11 protein-coding genes are annotated in these 15,177 nt (G+C 74.6%); 2 read left to right on the plus strand and 9 right to left on the minus strand.

All coding sequences use genetic code 11. The annotated features are described in order from the left end of the window. Positions 1 to 93: 93 nt before the first annotated feature. Entirely contained in the window at positions 94 to 1,071 is a 978-nt protein-coding gene (locus KIS93_RS21600; RefSeq protein ID WP_080045949.1) for a Ppx/GppA phosphatase family protein, read from the plus strand. 16 nt (positions 1,072 to 1,087) lie between these two features. Here KIS93_RS21600 and KIS93_RS21605 read toward each other — a convergent pair whose 3' ends face one another. After that, positions 1,088 to 2,548 carry an aminotransferase class I/II-fold pyridoxal phosphate-dependent enzyme gene (locus KIS93_RS21605; protein WP_080045948.1) on the minus strand — a complete coding sequence of 487 codons (1,461 nt, stop codon included), beginning with the start codon at positions 2,546 to 2,548 and terminating at the stop codon, positions 1,088 to 1,090. Between the two features lie 119 nt (positions 2,549 to 2,667). Between KIS93_RS21605 and KIS93_RS21610 the strand changes: the two genes are divergently transcribed. Next, on the plus strand, positions 2,668 to 3,345 hold the full coding sequence (locus tag KIS93_RS21610) for a YqjF family protein (RefSeq protein WP_186404371.1): 678 nt from the start codon (positions 2,668 to 2,670) through the stop codon (positions 3,343 to 3,345). Positions 3,346 to 3,456: 111 nt separating this feature from the next. On the opposite strand, the gene KIS93_RS21615 is transcribed toward KIS93_RS21610, so the two are convergent. The 8 genes from KIS93_RS21615 to KIS93_RS21645 form a co-directional block, all read right to left on the minus strand. Next, entirely contained in the window at positions 3,457 to 4,548 is a 1,092-nt protein-coding gene (locus tag KIS93_RS21615; protein WP_222107577.1) for a serine hydrolase domain-containing protein, read from the minus strand. Between the two features lie 41 nt (positions 4,549 to 4,589). Further along, complete coding sequence (locus KIS93_RS21620) at positions 4,590 to 4,967, minus strand: hypothetical protein (protein ID WP_080045945.1); 378 nt, start codon at positions 4,965 to 4,967, stop codon at positions 4,590 to 4,592. Between the two features lie 124 nt (positions 4,968 to 5,091). Next, positions 5,092 to 5,613 carry a hypothetical protein gene (locus tag KIS93_RS63490; protein ID WP_222107578.1) on the minus strand — a complete coding sequence of 174 codons (522 nt, stop codon included), beginning with the start codon at positions 5,611 to 5,613 and terminating at the stop codon, positions 5,092 to 5,094. Continuing rightward, on the minus strand, positions 5,610 to 7,163 hold the full coding sequence (locus KIS93_RS21625) for a hypothetical protein (RefSeq protein WP_222107579.1): 1,554 nt from the start codon (positions 7,161 to 7,163) through the stop codon (positions 5,610 to 5,612). Before KIS93_RS21625 ends, KIS93_RS63490 begins: the two co-directional genes overlap by 4 nt. Beyond that, positions 7,160 to 8,281: a VWA domain-containing protein gene (locus KIS93_RS21630; RefSeq protein WP_080045943.1), complete on the minus strand. Its 1,122-nt coding sequence runs from the start codon at positions 8,279 to 8,281 to the stop codon at positions 7,160 to 7,162. The genes KIS93_RS21625 and KIS93_RS21630 overlap by 4 nt, the downstream gene beginning before the upstream one ends. Further along, positions 8,278 to 10,728, minus strand: a complete 2,451-nt coding sequence (locus KIS93_RS21635) for a DUF5682 family protein (RefSeq protein WP_080045942.1) — start codon at positions 10,726 to 10,728, stop codon at positions 8,278 to 8,280. Before KIS93_RS21635 ends, KIS93_RS21630 begins: the two co-directional genes overlap by 4 nt. A gap of 2 nt (positions 10,729 to 10,730) precedes the next feature. After that, complete coding sequence (locus KIS93_RS21640; RefSeq protein WP_080045941.1) at positions 10,731 to 11,810, minus strand: ATP-binding protein; 1,080 nt, start codon at positions 11,808 to 11,810, stop codon at positions 10,731 to 10,733. Further along, positions 11,807 to 15,130, minus strand: a complete 3,324-nt coding sequence (locus KIS93_RS21645) for a DUF4132 domain-containing protein (RefSeq protein ID WP_155129310.1) — start codon at positions 15,128 to 15,130, stop codon at positions 11,807 to 11,809. Before KIS93_RS21645 ends, KIS93_RS21640 begins: the two co-directional genes overlap by 4 nt. Positions 15,131 to 15,177 lie beyond the last annotated feature (47 nt).

The following is a 15,177-nucleotide window of genomic DNA, read 5'->3' on the forward strand; positions in this document are numbered from 1 at the left end:
CGCGTCCGAATGGCTCCCACTAAGTGCCGCGGCCGTTGAATGCACCGGCACTGTCGAAGATTGTGCGTGCCATTAGCGGGTATCCGCCTGACCATGCGACTTGGCGTACTCGACATCGGCTCCAACGCCGCCCATCTGCGTATCGCCGACCTCACGCCGGGGTATCCGCCGCAACCGGTCGCCACGCTGAAACGCCAGATCCGCCTCGCCGAGGCGATCAACCGGGAGGGGGTCGTCGGGCGGGCGGCGATCGACCGGCTGATCGAGGCCGTCAGGGAGACCGCCGCCGTCGCGGCCCGGCACCGGGTGAACGAGCTGGTGCCGTACGCCACCGCGGCCATCCGCGACGCCGCCAACCGCGACGCGATCCTCGCCGAAGTCCTCGCCACCACGGGCGTGCGCGTCGGCTACATGGACGCCGAGCAGGAGGCGCGGCTGACCTTCCTCGCCGTGCGGCACTGGTTCGGCTGGTCGGCGGGGCCGATCCTGCTGGCCGACATCGGCGGCGGCTCCATGGAGCTCGCCTACGGCAGCGGCGAGACCCCCGACTTGGCACTCGGCCTCCCCCTGGGCGCCGGGCGGCTGACCCGGCACCGACTGCCGGACCCGGAGCGGGTGAAGAACAAGCACGTCAAGCGGCTGCGCGAGCACGTCGAGTCCGTGCTCGCCGAGTCCGTCGGCGACCTGCGCGCCCGGCACCGCGCCGGCCAGGCCACCGCGGTCGCCACGTCCCGGACGTTCGCCCAGCTCGCCCGCCTGTGCGGCGCGCCGCGGGCGAAGGCCGGGCCGCACGTGACGCGTGAGCTGCGCCGCGCCGACCTGCGCGCCGCCGTCGAGCTGCTGGCGTGCCGGACCCCCAGGGAACGGGCGCAGCTGCCGGGCGTCTCGGCCGCCCGCGCCCGGCAGATCCTCGCCGGGGCCGTCGTCGCCGAGGCCACCATGGCCGCCCTCGACCTGCCGGTCGTGCGCATCTGCCCGTGGGCGCTGCGCGAGGGCATCCTGCTCGACCGGCTGCACCACTCGGCGGGCCACGCCCGGCACCTGTCCGTGGTCCGCAGCGAGAGCGCCTGACCCGGATCCCGGAGGATCAGGCCACCACGCGGACGGTCTTCAGCGACGGGTCGGCCGAGTCGGGGATGACCATGCCGCCCTCCAGCCCGTCGTGCAGGTAGTCCAGCACCTCCCGGTTCAGCCGCTCCCCCGGCAGCGCGGCCGGGATGCCGGGCGGGTACGGGGTGATCAGCTCGGCGACGATCCGGCCCGCGGCCTGCTGCCACGGCACGTGCTCCACCGGGCCGAAGAACGCGTCCCTGGGCAGCATGGCCTGCTCCAGGCGCAGCTCGGCCGGCGACGGGATGCGCAGGCGAGGCGCGGGAGGCAACCCGGCACTTCCGTCGGCGAGGTCGCGCAGCGCGTCCAGCAGCCGGCCGGTGGTCTCCTCGTCATCGGCGTGGGTGAGCTGGACGCCGATCCGGCGGTGGTCGGCCAGGCCCACGTTGATCCGGTGGTGCTCGCGCAGCCAGTCGGCCGCCTGGAACCCGCCCGTCCCGAGGCCGCTGACGTCCACGACCAGCTCCAGCGGGTCCAGGTCGAACGCCCGGCCGTCGCCGCAGAAGTCGTCGCGGCCGTGCACGTGCAGGCCCTCGACGGCCTCGACCGCCGCCCGTACGGACTTGGCCAGCTGCAGCGTCCGGTCGTAGATGGCGTGGCCGTGCTCCACCATCTGCCGGCGCCAGCCGTCCAGCGCGGCGTACACCAGCACCGACGGGCTGGTGGTGCTGAACAGGTCGGCGCGCTGCTTGAGCAGCTCGGGCGCGATCAGGTCGCCCTGGAGGTGGAAGACGGAGCTCTGCTCCAGCCCGGAGCCCATCTTGTGGACGCTGGTGACGCAGACGTCCGCGCCCGCGTCCATCGCCCACGTCGGCAGGTCGGGGTGGAAGGGCAGGTGCGCGCCCCACGCCTCGTCCACGATCAGCGGCTTGCCGTGCTCGTGGCAGACCCGCGCGAGCGCGGCCAGGTCGGTGCAGGTGCCGTACGGGGTGGGCGTCACCACGAGGGCGCCCTTGGCGTCGGGATGCTCGGCGAAGGCCGCCGCGAACGCCTCCGGGGACGGCGGATGCGCCAGGTGCAGCTCCGCGTCCCACTGCGGATCCACCCACACCGGGCTGATCCCCGCCAGCACGAGGCCCGCCACCACCGACTTGTGCGCGTCACGGCCGATCAGCAGCTTCTCGTGCGGCCCCGCCACCGACAACATGGAGGCCTTGACCGACAGCGAGCTGCCGCACGTGGAGAAGAACGCCTGCTTCGCGCCCACCGCGTCGGCCATCAGCTCCTCGGCCCGCTCCAGGAAGCCGCCCGAGCTGGACCGGTCGTCGAGCCCGCCCACCGACAGCACGTCGGAGCGGAACACCGCCTCCCCCATCACGGCGGCCACGCGCGGATCGACGCCCCGGGCCTGCTTGTGCCCCGGCGGCGTGAAGGGCAGCTGCCCGCTCTCGTGGTACGCCTGCAAAGCCTGCAAGATCGGTGCCTGTGAATGATCCATGAGCTCCTTTGCCCCGACACAGGATGCGGAAACGGACATACCGCTGGATTGGCCGCGCCGCCGCCGGGCAGGGGCACGGTGTGCGACCTCCACCATCACCCCACGTCAGCCTGCCCGTCATGTACCACGAGTGGTCGCGCATGACCTTCATCCACTGGCGCTACCGGCCCGAGCACGTCCAGGCGCTCCTGCCCCCTCAGCTCACGGTGGAGACGTTCGACGGGTCGGCGTGGGTCGGGCTCACCTGCTTCCTCATGCGGGGCGTCCGGGTGCCCGGCCTGCCCGCGCTGCCGTGGCTGTCCACCTTTCCCGAGACGAACCTGCGGACGTACGTGCGCGACGCCCGCGGGCGTACCGGGATCTGGTTCTTCTCCCTGGACGCGGGGCTGCTGCCGGCCGCGCTCGGCGGGCGGGGCGGGTACTGGCTGCCCTACTACTGGTCCGGCATGTCCGTGGAGGCGGACCACGGCCACCTCCGCTACCGGTGCCGCCGCCGCCTGCCCGGGCCGGTGGGCGCCCGGTGCGACGCGGACGTGGAGGTCGGCGTGCCGCTGGTGGAGCGCGAGCGGGACGAGCTGGCGCACTTCCTGACCGCCCGGTTCCGGCTGTTCAGCGTCGTGGCCGGGCGGCTGGCCGCCGCCCAGGTCGAGCATCCGCCGTGGCCGCTGCACCACGCCCGGCTCCACGGGCTGGACCAGAGCGTGGTGCCGGCCGCCGGGCTGCCCGAGCCAGAGGGGCAGCCCGTCCTGCACGCCTCGCCGGGAGTGCAGGTGCGGGTGGGGATGTGGAGCTGGTGACCGCTCACGCTTTCAGAGCTTTCTTGACGGCTCACGCTTTCAGCGCTTCCTTGACGGCGGCGTAGAGCCGGGCCGACCGGGTGTCCGGGACCTCGTGCCGGATCCGGTTCATCACGTAGCCGAACGCGACCCCGTTCCCCGGATCGGCGAACCCGAGCGAGCCGCCCAGCCGCCGAACCCGAAGGCGGTGGGCGAGTACCAGTGAGCGTCGGGGGTGGGCAGGCCGAACCCGGTGCCGATCCGTACCGGCACGAGCAGCACGCGGTCGATCCCGGCGGCCTGCTCGGCGGTCGCCGCGGCCAGGGTGCCGGGGGTGAGGAGCCGCCCGTCGATGAGGGCGGCGTAGAAGCCGGCCAGGCCGCGCGCCGTGCAGATGCCGTTGGTGGCGGGCAGCTCGGCGGCCTGCTCGGCGGGGTCGTTGTGGTCGAGCGGGGGCCGGACGAGGCTCATGGCCCGCGAGCTGAGCGAGGTGGGGTCGGCGTAGGCGGCCAGCACGCTCCGCATCAGCTCGGGAACGGCGTCGAGGTCGATCGCGGAGGTGTCGAACGCCGCCGGGTCGGTGACGATGCGGCTCACCCGGTGCCGCTCCCGCTCGGGCAGCCCGATCCACAGGTCCAGCCCGAGCGGCCCGGCGATCTCCTCGGCGAGGAACGTGCCGATGCTCCGCCCGGAGACCCGGCGGACCACCTCGCCGACGAGCCACCCGTAGGTGAAGGCGTGGTAGCCGTGCTCCGTGCCCGGCTCCCACGCCGGTCGCTGGGCCGCGAGCGCGTCCACCACGGGGTCCCAGGCGATCGCCTCGGCCGGGGTGATCGGGCGGTCGAGCACGGGCAGGCCCGCCTGGTGGGTGAGCAGCCACCGCACCGGGATGCGCTCCTTGCCGCCGGCCGCGAACTCGGGCCAGTAGCGGGCCACGGGCGCGTCCAGGTCCAGCTCGCCCCGCTGGGCGAGCAGCAGCGCGCAGGCGGCCGTCACTGCCTTGGTGGTGGAGTAGACGACCTGCACCGTGTCGCGCTCCCACGGGCGGCCGGCGTCAGGGTCGGCGAGCCCGCCCCACAGGTCGACGACCTTCTGCCCGTGCACGTAGACGGTGACCGCCGCGCCGATCTCCGCACCGGAGGCCAGATTCTCCTCGAACGCCGCGCGCACCGCCTCGAACCCCGGCGCCGTCTCCCCGCCCACCTCTGAGCCGTTTCCGAGCATGCGTCATCGCCTTTCATGTCCCGTCAGGAAGAAGAAGAGGGTCAGCGGCGGAACTTCTCGATGAGCCAGGCGCACAACTCGGGCTCGGTCATCTGGGGGAACTCCGCCTGGAACGTGGCCAGCGCGCGCAGCGCCTCGTCACGGTGGAGGCCGCGCGCCAGCGCCACCTTCAGGTACTCCTGACGCGCCGCCGTGGGCCGCCCGCCGCCTGTGCCGCGCCCCGGCAGGCTCTCCCGCCACCGGACGATCTCCTGCACCCGGTCGGCCCGCCAGCCAGGAGCGCCGTCCACCTCGACATCAGGCTCCGGGAACGGGTGCTCGGAGCCGCCGGGGTGGCGCGTGCGCCACTTGTGCACCGCGTGCCGGCTCACTCCCAGGGCCTCGGCCACGCCGAGGACACCGAGGTAACGCTCGGTCATGGGTGCCCCAACTCGCCCTTCCGTCCTCCTTCGCGGATCTCCAGTAGTACCACGTTTCAGGCGCCTCACTCCTTGAGGCGCCGGAAACATTGTCTCTATGAGAGACGATGTTTTCAACCCCTCGTCAGTTCAGGTCCAGGGCGACCTCCACCCGCAGGTACGCATCCACCCACGCCCGCTCGACCGCCTCCTCCTCGGCCCCGCCCGCCCGCGCCCGCTCGAAAGCGGTGACGGCCCCCGCGACGCGCCGCAGCCCGAGCACGGTCAGCCGGTGCGCCGCCCCGGCGAGCCGTTCCCCGTAGGCGGGCGGCAGGTGCACCAGGCCGTGATGGGCCACCTCGGCGAGCAGCCCGCGCGCCTCGATCAGGGCCTCGGCCAGCGGCTCCGGCCGATCGTCCGCGACGGCCACCGGCCCGCCGCCCCCGCCCTCGGCCCGCAGATCGGGAACGATCACCCGGTCACCGGCCGCCACGCCCAGCGGTTCGATCACGAGAGCCCCCGCCCGGCGCCCCACCACGCCGCTGACGAACCGCGGCTCGCCCTCCACCCCGGCCAGCACGGCCGCCAGCGCGTCGAGCCGGCCGGGCGCGGCGGCGGTGTGGGTGGCCGAGACGACGACGGTGTTGCCGGAACCGTCGGCTATCACCGCGTCGAGCCGCTGGTCGCCGGGGCGTACCGGATGGTCTCCACGCCCGCGACGGCCACGACCCGCACCAGCTCCGCCTCGATCCGCGGCCGGACCGGCCGCAGCGGCAGCGCGTCGAGCTCGCGGCCGAGCGCCGCGTAGTCGCTGACCACCAGGGACGGCGGCAGCGCGCCCCAGTCGCCCCGCGACGGGCTGACCGTCGTCCTGGAGATCCGGCCCGTGGCCAGCCGCACCGTGCGGCTCGCGCTGCGCACCGCGGACTCCGTGACCAGGTTCCCCGTGGCCAGGGCGCCCAGCGTGGACGAGGCGACGCGGCGGCGCGCCAGGGCCGGGCCGTCCTCGTCACCATCCCATTCGCGGCGCAGCACCAGCACCATGGCGTTGTCGCCGTGCGCCAGGTACACCTCCGCGATCCGCCGATACCCTACGCCGCGCACCCGGCAGCCCAGGCTCTCCAGCCGGGCCCGGCGCAGCGGCGTCTCCGCCGCCTCCGCCGTGCCGAGCACACTGCTGCGCAAGGTCGCGCCCGGCCCGGTCACCGCGCGGTGGCGGGCGTGCAGCTCGGCGACGTGGCTCGCGACCAGCTCGGGACGGTAGTGCGCGCCGCGGTCACGGTAAGCGGCCAGCTGCTCGGCCAGATCCTCGACGGCCAGCAACGGCCAGCGCAGCCCGGCGGCGTCCAGGTGCCGCCGCACGTCCGCGACCGTCGCCTCCAGGCCCTCCCCGAGATGCGCCGCCCCCTCACGCAGCACCGTCCCCGCCAGCCCCAGCGCCCGCCCCAGCCCAGGCCCGTCCCCGGCGCCCGCCTCCCCGCCCACGTCCACCCGCACGTCGGGCACGCCGGGATGCCGCTCGTCCGCCACCCGGAACGCCCACACGGCCAGCGCGATCACATCGTCCCTGACCCCGGCGACGCTGTCGGTGTGCACGAACCCGAGATCGCCCGGCACCAGGAACCGCACGGTCGCCGACGGCAACTCGACCTGCGGCACCGGATCGACGGCGCTCGCCCGCCGAACCCGCGCAGCAAACCCGGCCCGCACGGCCCGCCGGGCGGCCGCCATGAGCCGGGCCCCGATCCGGGCGGTGAGCTGGTCATCCCCGATCTCCCCCGGCGACCACACCCCCACCTCGGCCCCGTGCTGGGACGCAGCCTCCTCAGGCGCGGGCTGGGGTGCGGCTTCTCCCGGCGCGGGCTGCGGCGGGGCCTCCCCCGGCACGGGCTGGGGCGCGGCCTTCCCCGGCGCGGCGTCCCCTGGCGCAAGCGCGGGTTCGGGTGCGGGTGCGGGCTCGGCATGCAGGCGTTGGTAGGCGAGGATCACCGCGATGACGTGCCGGCAGGCGGTGGTGGCGCCGCAGGTGCAGCGGGCCGCGTCCAGGCCGCCCGTCGGGACGCTGGTGGCGGGACCGCCGGGGAAGTCGCCGTGCACGGTGCCATCCTCGTCGGTACGCAACTCCGGCACGGCCTCCTTGCCGGCCCGTTTGACCAGCCCGCGGTTGGTGAGCGCGGCGAGGGAGTCGGGGGTGAGCCCGAGCAGGTCCGTCCTCATCGGCCCACGTGCTCCGCCACGAAGGACGCCAGCTCGCCGGGCGTCATCGCGCCCACGTGCGCCCCGGCGTCGGCCAGCCGCTGCGCCAGCCCGCGGTCGTAGTCGGGGTTGGCCTGCTCGTCGAGGGCGGCCAGTCCCAGCACCTTGCTTCCCTGCTCCACGAGGCCGCGCACGATGCGCACCAGCCGGCCCGGGTCGCCGCCCTCGTAGAAGTCGGAGATCAGCACGACGATCGACCGGCGCGGCTGCTCCACCAGCCCGGCGCCGTACGCCGCCGCGCGGGCGATGTCGGTGCCGCCGCCGAGCTGCACCTTCATCAGCAGCTCCACGGGATCGTCCACGTCGGACGTCAGGTCCACCACCTCCGTGTCGAACGCCACCAGGTGGGTGCGCACCCCCGGCAACCCCCACAGGCAGGCCGCGGTGACCGCCGAGTGGATCACCGAGTCGACCATCGACCCGGACTGGTCGACGAGCAGGATCACCTGCCACTGCTCCAGGTGGCGGCGGGTGCGGGAGAAGAAGTACGGGGTCTCGATGACGACCTTGCCGGTGTCGGGCTGGTAGCGGCCGAGGTTCGCGCGCAGGGTGCGGACCATGTCGAAGTTGCGGGCCAGCCGGAACCTGCCGGCTCGCCGCGCCTTGGTGCCGGTGAACGCGCTGCGCACGTCGGTGGCGAGCTTGTCCATGAGCTGGCGGACGACCTGCTCGACGATCCGCCTGGCCAGCCGCAGCACCTGCGGGTTCATCAGGTGCTTGGTGCGCAGGACCGCCTTGAGCAGGGCGGGGTTGGGCTCGACGCGGGCCAGCACGGCCGGGTCGGTCACCACGTCGTGGATCTCGTAACGCTCGACGGCGTCGCGTTGCAGGCGCTCCACGGTCTCCTTGGGGAAGAGCCGGGTGATGTCGTCCAGCCAGTCGAAGGTGGTCAGCGTGGACGGGCCGGTGCCGCCCTGCCGCCGTACGCCACGCCGGCGCAGGTCCTCGTCGCGGCCGTAGAGCCAGTCGAGAGCCGCGTCACGGGCGGCGGCCGGCCCGCCGAGCGGCGCGCCGCCGAGGCACACGCTGCCGGGCTCGCCGAGCAGGAGCCGCCACCGTTCGAGGGTGGGGTCGGTCATGACGTGATCAGTCCCTCCCTGCGCAGGGCCGTCTCGACCCGCTCGTCCAGTGCCATGCCGGCGGCCACCAGCTCTGGTGCCGCCTCCAACCGCATCAACTCCCACGCGGACGCCCCTCCGGCGCGCCGCGCGACCAGGCGGGTGGCGATGAGGTGCCGCTCGCGGGGCGGGAAGAAGCCGAACGCCTGGCGCAGCGCGGGCAACGCCACCAGGAAGTCGTCGTCGCTCATCCCGCCGACCAGCTCGTCGAGCAGCTCCAGCATGCCGTCGGCGTGCAGCACCTCCTCACGCGCCAGCGCGAACAACCCGGCCAGCCAGTCCCCGGCCGTCGCCGGCACGAACGCACCCCGCACGGCTCTGACTGGATCACCGGCCACCCCACCACGCGCCGCCCCGGCGGGATCGCCAGCACCCGCAGCGTGCACCGCCTTGGCGGCATCGCCAGAGTCCGTACTGTGCGCCGTCTTGGCGGGATCGGCGGCGGTCGTGTCGCGTAGTGACCAGCTCAGGCCCAGTGACGCGCCCCGCAGGTCGGGGGGTGCCTCCTGGCAGGTCGCGAGGCGGTCGGCGACGCCCAGGGCGAGCTGCGGGTCGAGGCCGAGGGCCGGGCCCGCGTGCCGGATGGCGTCGCGGACGGCGGCCATCGCGTGGATGCGCGGCAGGTCGGCCGGGGCGGGGCCGCCGCGGATGCCTTCCGCGACCCACAGCGCCCGGCGGGTCGCGGCCTCGACGACCGTGCCGAGGGTGGTGCTGCCGCTGGTGTGGAACAGGCCGTCGTGGCGCCACATCGCCAGCGCCACGGTGAGGGTGCGGCCCAGCGCCCCGAGGTCGGCCGCCGCGCCGACGGCCCGGGCGACGTCGTCCAGCACGCGGCCGGCCAGCTCGCCGATGCCGCACAGCGCCGCGTCGAACAGCACGTCGGCGAGCTGGTCCAGGTCCGCGCCGGTGATCCGCTCGGCGAGCGCGGCGGCGGCGGCCTCCTGCGGGTCCACGCCGTAGCCGCCGGCCTCGATCAGGGCGGGCAGCCGGTCCTCCGATTCGGTCAGCACCCACCGCTCGGTCAGCTCGGCGTCGCCCGCCGGGCGCGGCCCCGAGATGCGCTCCACGCCGGGGATGCCCAGCACGCGCAGCCGGTGCAGCAGCCGGCTGCGCTCGCGGCCGGCGTCCTCGCCGAGGTCGAGCCGTTCCTCGCCGGGGCCGCCCAGCACGGCGAGCACCGCGTGGACGAGCGGCGGCAGCGGGGTCGCGGGGTGGAGGCGGCCGGTCCGGTCGCCGCTGAGCGCGGCGATCATCTCGACGATCACCGGATGGCTGCCCTCCGGCAGCGGCCCGCGTGCCGCCCAGGGCAGCGGTGTCTCCAGCGCCTCGCTGACCAGCGCGGCGGCCAGGCCGTCGAGCACGTCGACGCGGGCCGGACGCGGGTGGCCGCGCATCAGCGCGATCCCGTCGGCGGTGGCGCGGGCGGCGATCAGGTCGGCGGTGGACACGGGCTGTCGGCGGGCACGCAGCCGGGCCGTGACCGCCTCGGTGAGCCCGCGCGCGGCCTCGTCCGGCCCCGACTCCCAGAGGCGCTGGTAGTAGCCCGGCGACGGCATGCCCGACTGGTAACCGTCGAAGGCGTCCAGCCGCCGGAACGAGTACGGCACCAGGTAACTCCCGACGACGGCGTCCTCCGGCGGCCGGGGCACCTCCGGCCACTCGGCGTCACCATGCCCAGCCGACTCCGCCCGGCTCGCGCCACCCTCCCCAGCCGATCCCGGCCGGCTCGCGTCGCCATCCCCAGCCGATCCCGGCCGGCTCGCGGCGCCCTGCCCGGCGAGCCGGATCAACGCAGGTCGGTGGAAGCCGCCGGTGACCACGACCACCGGTCGTTCGCCGGCGTCGGCCGCCGCGGCCCTGATCCACCGCGCCATGTACGCCTCGCGCGCAGCGTCGTCCGCCCCCGGCTCCGTGTCGCCGCGCACCAGGTCGAAGTACGTGGCCAGCCGCTCGGCCAGCCCGTCGGCCGGCTCGATCTCGAACAGGTGGTCCCACAGCGCGTCCACGTTGTCCACGGAGAAGGCGTGGCACAGCCGCCGGGTGACCTCGTCGTAGCGGGCCTCGGCGTCGGCGTACCGGTTGCGGACGCCGGCCAGGGCCGGGTGCCAGGCGGGCAGGTCGATGAAGCGCAGCTCGGCGCCGGCGGCGCGGCCGGCGGTGAGCGCCGTCCATTCGGGCGAGTAGTCGCACAGCGGCGTCCACGAGCCGTGCCGCCGCTCGGGGTCGCGGTAGCCGGTGTGGACGGCGATCGGCAGCTGGTGGCCGAGCAGGAGCTCGTCCATGCGGGCGTTCATGTCGGCCGGGCCTTCGACCAGCACGTACGCGGGCCGCAGGGAGGTGATGGTGTCGGCGACGAGCCGGGCGCAGGCGGGGCTGTGGTGGCGGACGCCGATGAAGGTGACGGCCATGGTCAGCCCGGCAGGAGGTGGCGGGCTTCGTACAGGGCCTGCCACTGGTCGCCGTGCCGCCGCCGCTGCTCCAGGTAGCGGCGTAGTTTCGCCAGGTCTTCCGGGTTGTCCTTGGCGGCGGTGCCGGCCAGGCAGGAGACCAGGTCGGCGGCCGTACCGGGCTCGCCGCGCAGGAACCAGCCGCGCAGCCCGACGGCGTGCGCGACGGAGACGGCCTCGGCGGTGCTCATCACCCCGGACAGCCGGTCGGTGGCGTCGCCGCGCGCGGTCTGTCCTTCGCGCAGCTCGCGGAAGGCGGTGACGAGGACCTCCAGGACGTCGCGCCGGGGCGGCGCCTCGACGCCCGAGCGTTTCAGCAGCGCGGCGGCCTCCGCCTCGACCAGCAGCAGCTCGGTCTCGAAGTCGGCGATCGGGAAGACGGTCTCGAAGTTGAAGCGGCGTTTGAGTGCGGCGCTCATCTCGTTGACGCCGCGGTCGCGGGTGTTGGCGGTGGCGATGACGGTGAAGCCCTCCTTGGCGAACACCATGGATTCGGGCCCGCTCAGCTCGGGCACGGCGAGCACGCGGTCCGACAGCGGCGACAGCAGGCAGTCCTGGACTTCGAGCGGGCACCGGGTGATCTCCTCGAAGCGCACCACCTTGCCTTCGGCCATGCCGCGCAGCAGCGGCGCGGCCACCAGCGACCGGGTGGAGGGGCCTTCGGCGACCAGCAGCGCGTAGTTCCACGAGTACTTGATCTGGTCTTCGGTGGTGGCCGCGCCGCCCTGGATGGTGAGCGTCGAGGTGCCGCTGACCGCGGCGGCGAGCAGCTCCGACAGCAGCGACTTCGCCGTGCCGGGCTCGCCGACGAGCATCAGCCCGCGGTTGGTGGCCAGCGACACCAGCGACCGGTCGATCAGCGAGGGGTCGCCCACGAACTTGCGGCTGATGCCCAGCTTCTCGTCCCCGAGCACGAAGCGGCGGGCGGCGCGCAGGCTCAGCGCCCAGCCGGGCGGGCGGGCGTCGGTGTCGCTCTCACGCAGCCGGGCCAGCTCGGCGGCGTAGCGGATCTCGGCAGGGGGGCGCTGCACGTGCTCGTTCATCGGGTGATCTCCCGCAGGTCGCGCAGGATCTCGGAGGCGGTGACGGGGTCGAGGCCGTCGACGGAGACGCCGACGAGGCTCTGCTCCTCTTCGTAGCCGGCGTAGCCGATGGCGAAGCCGGGCTCGAAGCCGATGGTGACGGTCCGGCCGCCGGGCACGTCCCGTTCGATCCAGTACTGGATACCGGCGTCCTGGGGCGCGCCGCGCCGCCAGCCGCGCCGTTCCAGGCCGATGACGGCGCCGGCCGGGATCTTGGCGGCCTCGATCTCGGCGATCAGCGCGGGGTCGTTCTCGTACGTCTCCCTGCCGAGCTGCGGGAACGGCTGGAGGATCTCGTAGTCGGCGAACACCTCGGACCAGGCGGCCAGCGATTCCCCCAGCTCCAGGGGGTGGGCGACGCCGACGAGGGCGTCGGCGGGCAGCGTCAGCGGGTCGTCCTCGACGTCGGCGAAGCTGCGGTCCTCGGCCACGCGCAGGGTGCCCGTCAGCTCGCCCGACGGGTCGTAGATGCCCCAGACGAGCCGCCGGACGATGTGCCACAGCAGCGGGTGGCCGACGAGCAGCCGCCCGAACTCGGCGCCGCTCCAGCGGCGGCGGGTCACCATCGCCTGCTCCAGGCGGCGGATGTTGTCGGAGGCGACGGCCCGCACGTCCTTCTTCAGCCCGGCGAAGCGCTGGTGGGCGGCGGGCGCGAGCTCGGGGTCGTCGTTGGCGCCCGGCTTGGGCAGGTTCTTCAGCCGCTTGCCGGCGGCGTCGGTCACGTACGGTTTGAGCTGCTCGTCGAAGCCGACGACGAAGCTCCTGCGCCCGTAGTCGAGGGTCATGCTGCCGTCGGGAGACAGCCCGAAGTCGGGCACGAGCCGGTCGGCCAGTTCCAGCGGCGTCAGCCCGAGCTCGGCGGCGACCTCGTCCATCTTCTGCTTGGCCCGGCTCCTGAGCCCGCTGAACTTGACCTTCTCGGCGATGCCGTGCAGGTGCATGAGCGCGACGTCGGAGCCGATGCCCGCCAGCAGGTCGAGGGCGGCGACCGCGCGGGCGTGCCCGCCGTCGCGCGGCCACGTCTTGATGAGCGGGGTGAGCCGGCGCACGGTCTCGTCGTCGCCGAGCAGGCCGAGCGCGTCCATGATCCAGCTCTCCTTGGCCGGGTAGCCGGCCGCCTGCCAGCGCTGGAACAGCGCCCAGGCGAACTCCGCCAGGCTGCGGCCGTCGCACGCCTCCTTGACGAGGGCGAGGCCCGCGTACGGGAGGCCGGGCTTGGAGATCGCCAGCATCGTCATCACGTTCCTGACGGCCTCGGCCGGCAGCGCGCCCTTGTCGCCGCGCAGGTGGATCGGCGTCAGGAGGGCGACCTGCGTCCAATCGGGCAGGGCGGGCAGCCTGGCGGGCAGCGCGTCGAGCGGGTCGGCCGCGAGCAGGTCGGTGACGGCGGCCTCGGCGGCGGGGCCGTAGCCGGCGGCGGCCCGCGTCACGACGTCGTGGTGGCCGGCGCCGGCCAGCGCGGTCAGCGCCTGCTCGGCCTGCCGCCTCGGCACGCCGGGCTTGCCCAGGGCCACGGGGACCAGCGCCCGGGCGGCCGTCTCGGGGTGGCGGTCGAGCCAGGCCAGCGCGGTGGCGCGGGCGGACTTCAGCCGGGACAGCCAGTCGGCCATCAGCACGGCGATCTCCGGGGCGGCGAACGGGAGCAGCACGTGCCCGACCGTGGCCGGGTTGCTCCTGGCGAGGTCGAGGGCCAGGGGCAGCGCCGCCAGCTCGAACCTGGCGATCACCGGCGGCAGCCAGTCGCCGGCGCCCCACTGGTCGATGGGCCGCCACTTCTCGATGAGCGGCGCGGCCAGCCGCTCGGGCCCGGAGACGAACAGGGTGATCTCGTTGTACAGGTAGTCCCGCCTGGCCCCGTCGCTGGAGATGCCGCGCGCGACCGCTTCCCAGGTCTGGTTGTAGGCCCGGTCCCACCGGTCCAGGGCCGCCGGGGAACGCCAGTTGTCCCGCTCGCCCGGCGCCCATGCCAGCACCGGCGCGTCCGCGCAGGTCAGGCCGGTCACCACGGTCGGCTTGCGGGTCTTGCGCTTCCTGGCCCAGGGCGGGCTGACCAGCACCTCCGGTAGCGCTTCCGGCGGGGCGGTGGCGACGGGCACGGCGTTCGCGATGCCGGTGATCCGCTCGGCGGCGCCGGCGTTCATGCCGGACACCACCTCCTCCACCAGGTCGAGGTGGGTCAGCACGTGGGCGCGCAGCAGCTGGTCGGCGGTCTTGCCGCCGGTGGCGGCCAGCAGCCGCATCGCCCGGCGCGGGAAGCGCGCCGCCGCGCGCAGGAAGGCCGGCTGGACGTGCTTCTGGTCGAGCCGGTCGAGCAGCGCCCGCATCGCCGCGTCGGACGGCAGCTCGGCGAGCGTGCCCAGCAGCCGCCGCTCGCCGTCCGCGTCGTACGTCTGGCCGAGCCAGCCGATCAGCAGCGGCACGACCTCGACGCCCATGCCGTCGACCAGCGTGGCGAGCGAGGCGGAGCTCGCCGCCATGTGGCCGTGCACGTGGTCCACGATGAGCGCCGCCTGCTCCGGGGTGCTGATCGCGGCGACCAGGTAATGGGCGAGGTACACGTTGACGGCGCCGGCCTTGGCGCAGTCGGCCGTGACCCAGCCGGTCTCGGACGGCGCCAGGAACGACGCCATCACCCGATGGTGCAGCCCGCCCTCGCGGCCGGCCGCCAGCGCCGCGACCACCTCGGCGTACTCGGCGTCGGAGGCGGCCGACAGGACGGCGCGGATCCGGGCGGCGAGCTCCATCCGGTTCCAGCCGTACCAGTAGTGGTGGTACTCGTGGGAGGCCATCCGCCGCACCCGCCAGCTGTCCTGGGCGACTTCGTACGTCAGCGAGGCGAGCTCCGTCACGGCCGTCGCGGCGAACGCCAGGCCCCGCTCGACCAGCCACGTCTCGGCGAACAGGGCCGCCAGCTCGTGGTCGCTCCACGACAGCGACGCCACCACCACCGCGGCGCCCAGCGGCGCGGCCGCGGGCTCGCCGGCCAGGTACGCCGCGCCGGCGGCGGCGAGCTCGGGGTCGCGGCACGCCTCCAGCGCGTCGAGAACCTGCTGCCGCAGCCCGTCCAGCTTCGCGGCCAGCCGCTCGGGGGCGGCGAGGTCGAGCGGCGGCACCGCGACCTTGGCCCCGCCGCGGCGCGGGTGCAGCGCGCGCAGCCAGGCGGCCGGCATCGTCAGCCGGTCCTCGGCGTGCTGCTCGTGCTCGCCGGTCGTCTCCGGGGAGCCCGCCGGCTCGTCCTCGGAGCGGGGCATCGTGACCTGCGCCATCCGGGCATGACTCATGCGGCACCTACCTTGATGGGTGAAAGGGGGGATGGACCGGCCGGGCG

This window comes from [Actinomadura] parvosata subsp. kistnae (genome assembly GCF_900323885.1).
Classification (GTDB): domain Bacteria; phylum Actinomycetota; class Actinomycetes; order Streptosporangiales; family Streptosporangiaceae; genus Nonomuraea; species Nonomuraea composti.

Bases quoted from the DNA above. Each gene is read 5' to 3' on its own strand.
- KIS93_RS21640 (WP_080045941.1), bottom strand. From the start codon at position 11,810: ATGAACGAGCACGTGCAGCGCCCCCCTGCCGAGATCCGCTACGCCGCC.
- KIS93_RS21625 (WP_222107579.1), bottom strand. From the start codon at position 7,163: ATGAGGACGGACCTGCTCGGGCTCACCCCCGACTCCCTCGCCGCGCTC.
- KIS93_RS21630 (WP_080045943.1), bottom strand. From the start codon at position 8,281: ATGACCGACCCCACCCTCGAACGGTGGCGGCTCCTGCTCGGCGAGCCC.
- KIS93_RS21610 (WP_186404371.1), top strand. From the start codon at position 2,668: ATGTACCACGAGTGGTCGCGCATGACCTTCATCCACTGGCGCTACCGG.
- KIS93_RS21620 (WP_080045945.1), bottom strand. From the start codon at position 4,967: ATGACCGAGCGTTACCTCGGTGTCCTCGGCGTGGCCGAGGCCCTGGGA.
- KIS93_RS21605 (WP_080045948.1), bottom strand. From the start codon at position 2,548: ATGGATCATTCACAGGCACCGATCTTGCAGGCTTTGCAGGCGTACCAC.
- KIS93_RS21635 (WP_080045942.1), bottom strand. From the start codon at position 10,728: ATGGCCGTCACCTTCATCGGCGTCCGCCACCACAGCCCCGCCTGCGCC.
- KIS93_RS21645 (WP_155129310.1), bottom strand. From the start codon at position 15,130: ATGAGTCATGCCCGGATGGCGCAGGTCACGATGCCCCGCTCCGAGGAC.
- KIS93_RS21615 (WP_222107577.1), bottom strand. From the start codon at position 4,548: ATGCTCGGAAACGGCTCAGAGGTGGGCGGGGAGACGGCGCCGGGGTTC.
- KIS93_RS21600 (WP_080045949.1), top strand. From the start codon at position 94: ATGCGACTTGGCGTACTCGACATCGGCTCCAACGCCGCCCATCTGCGT.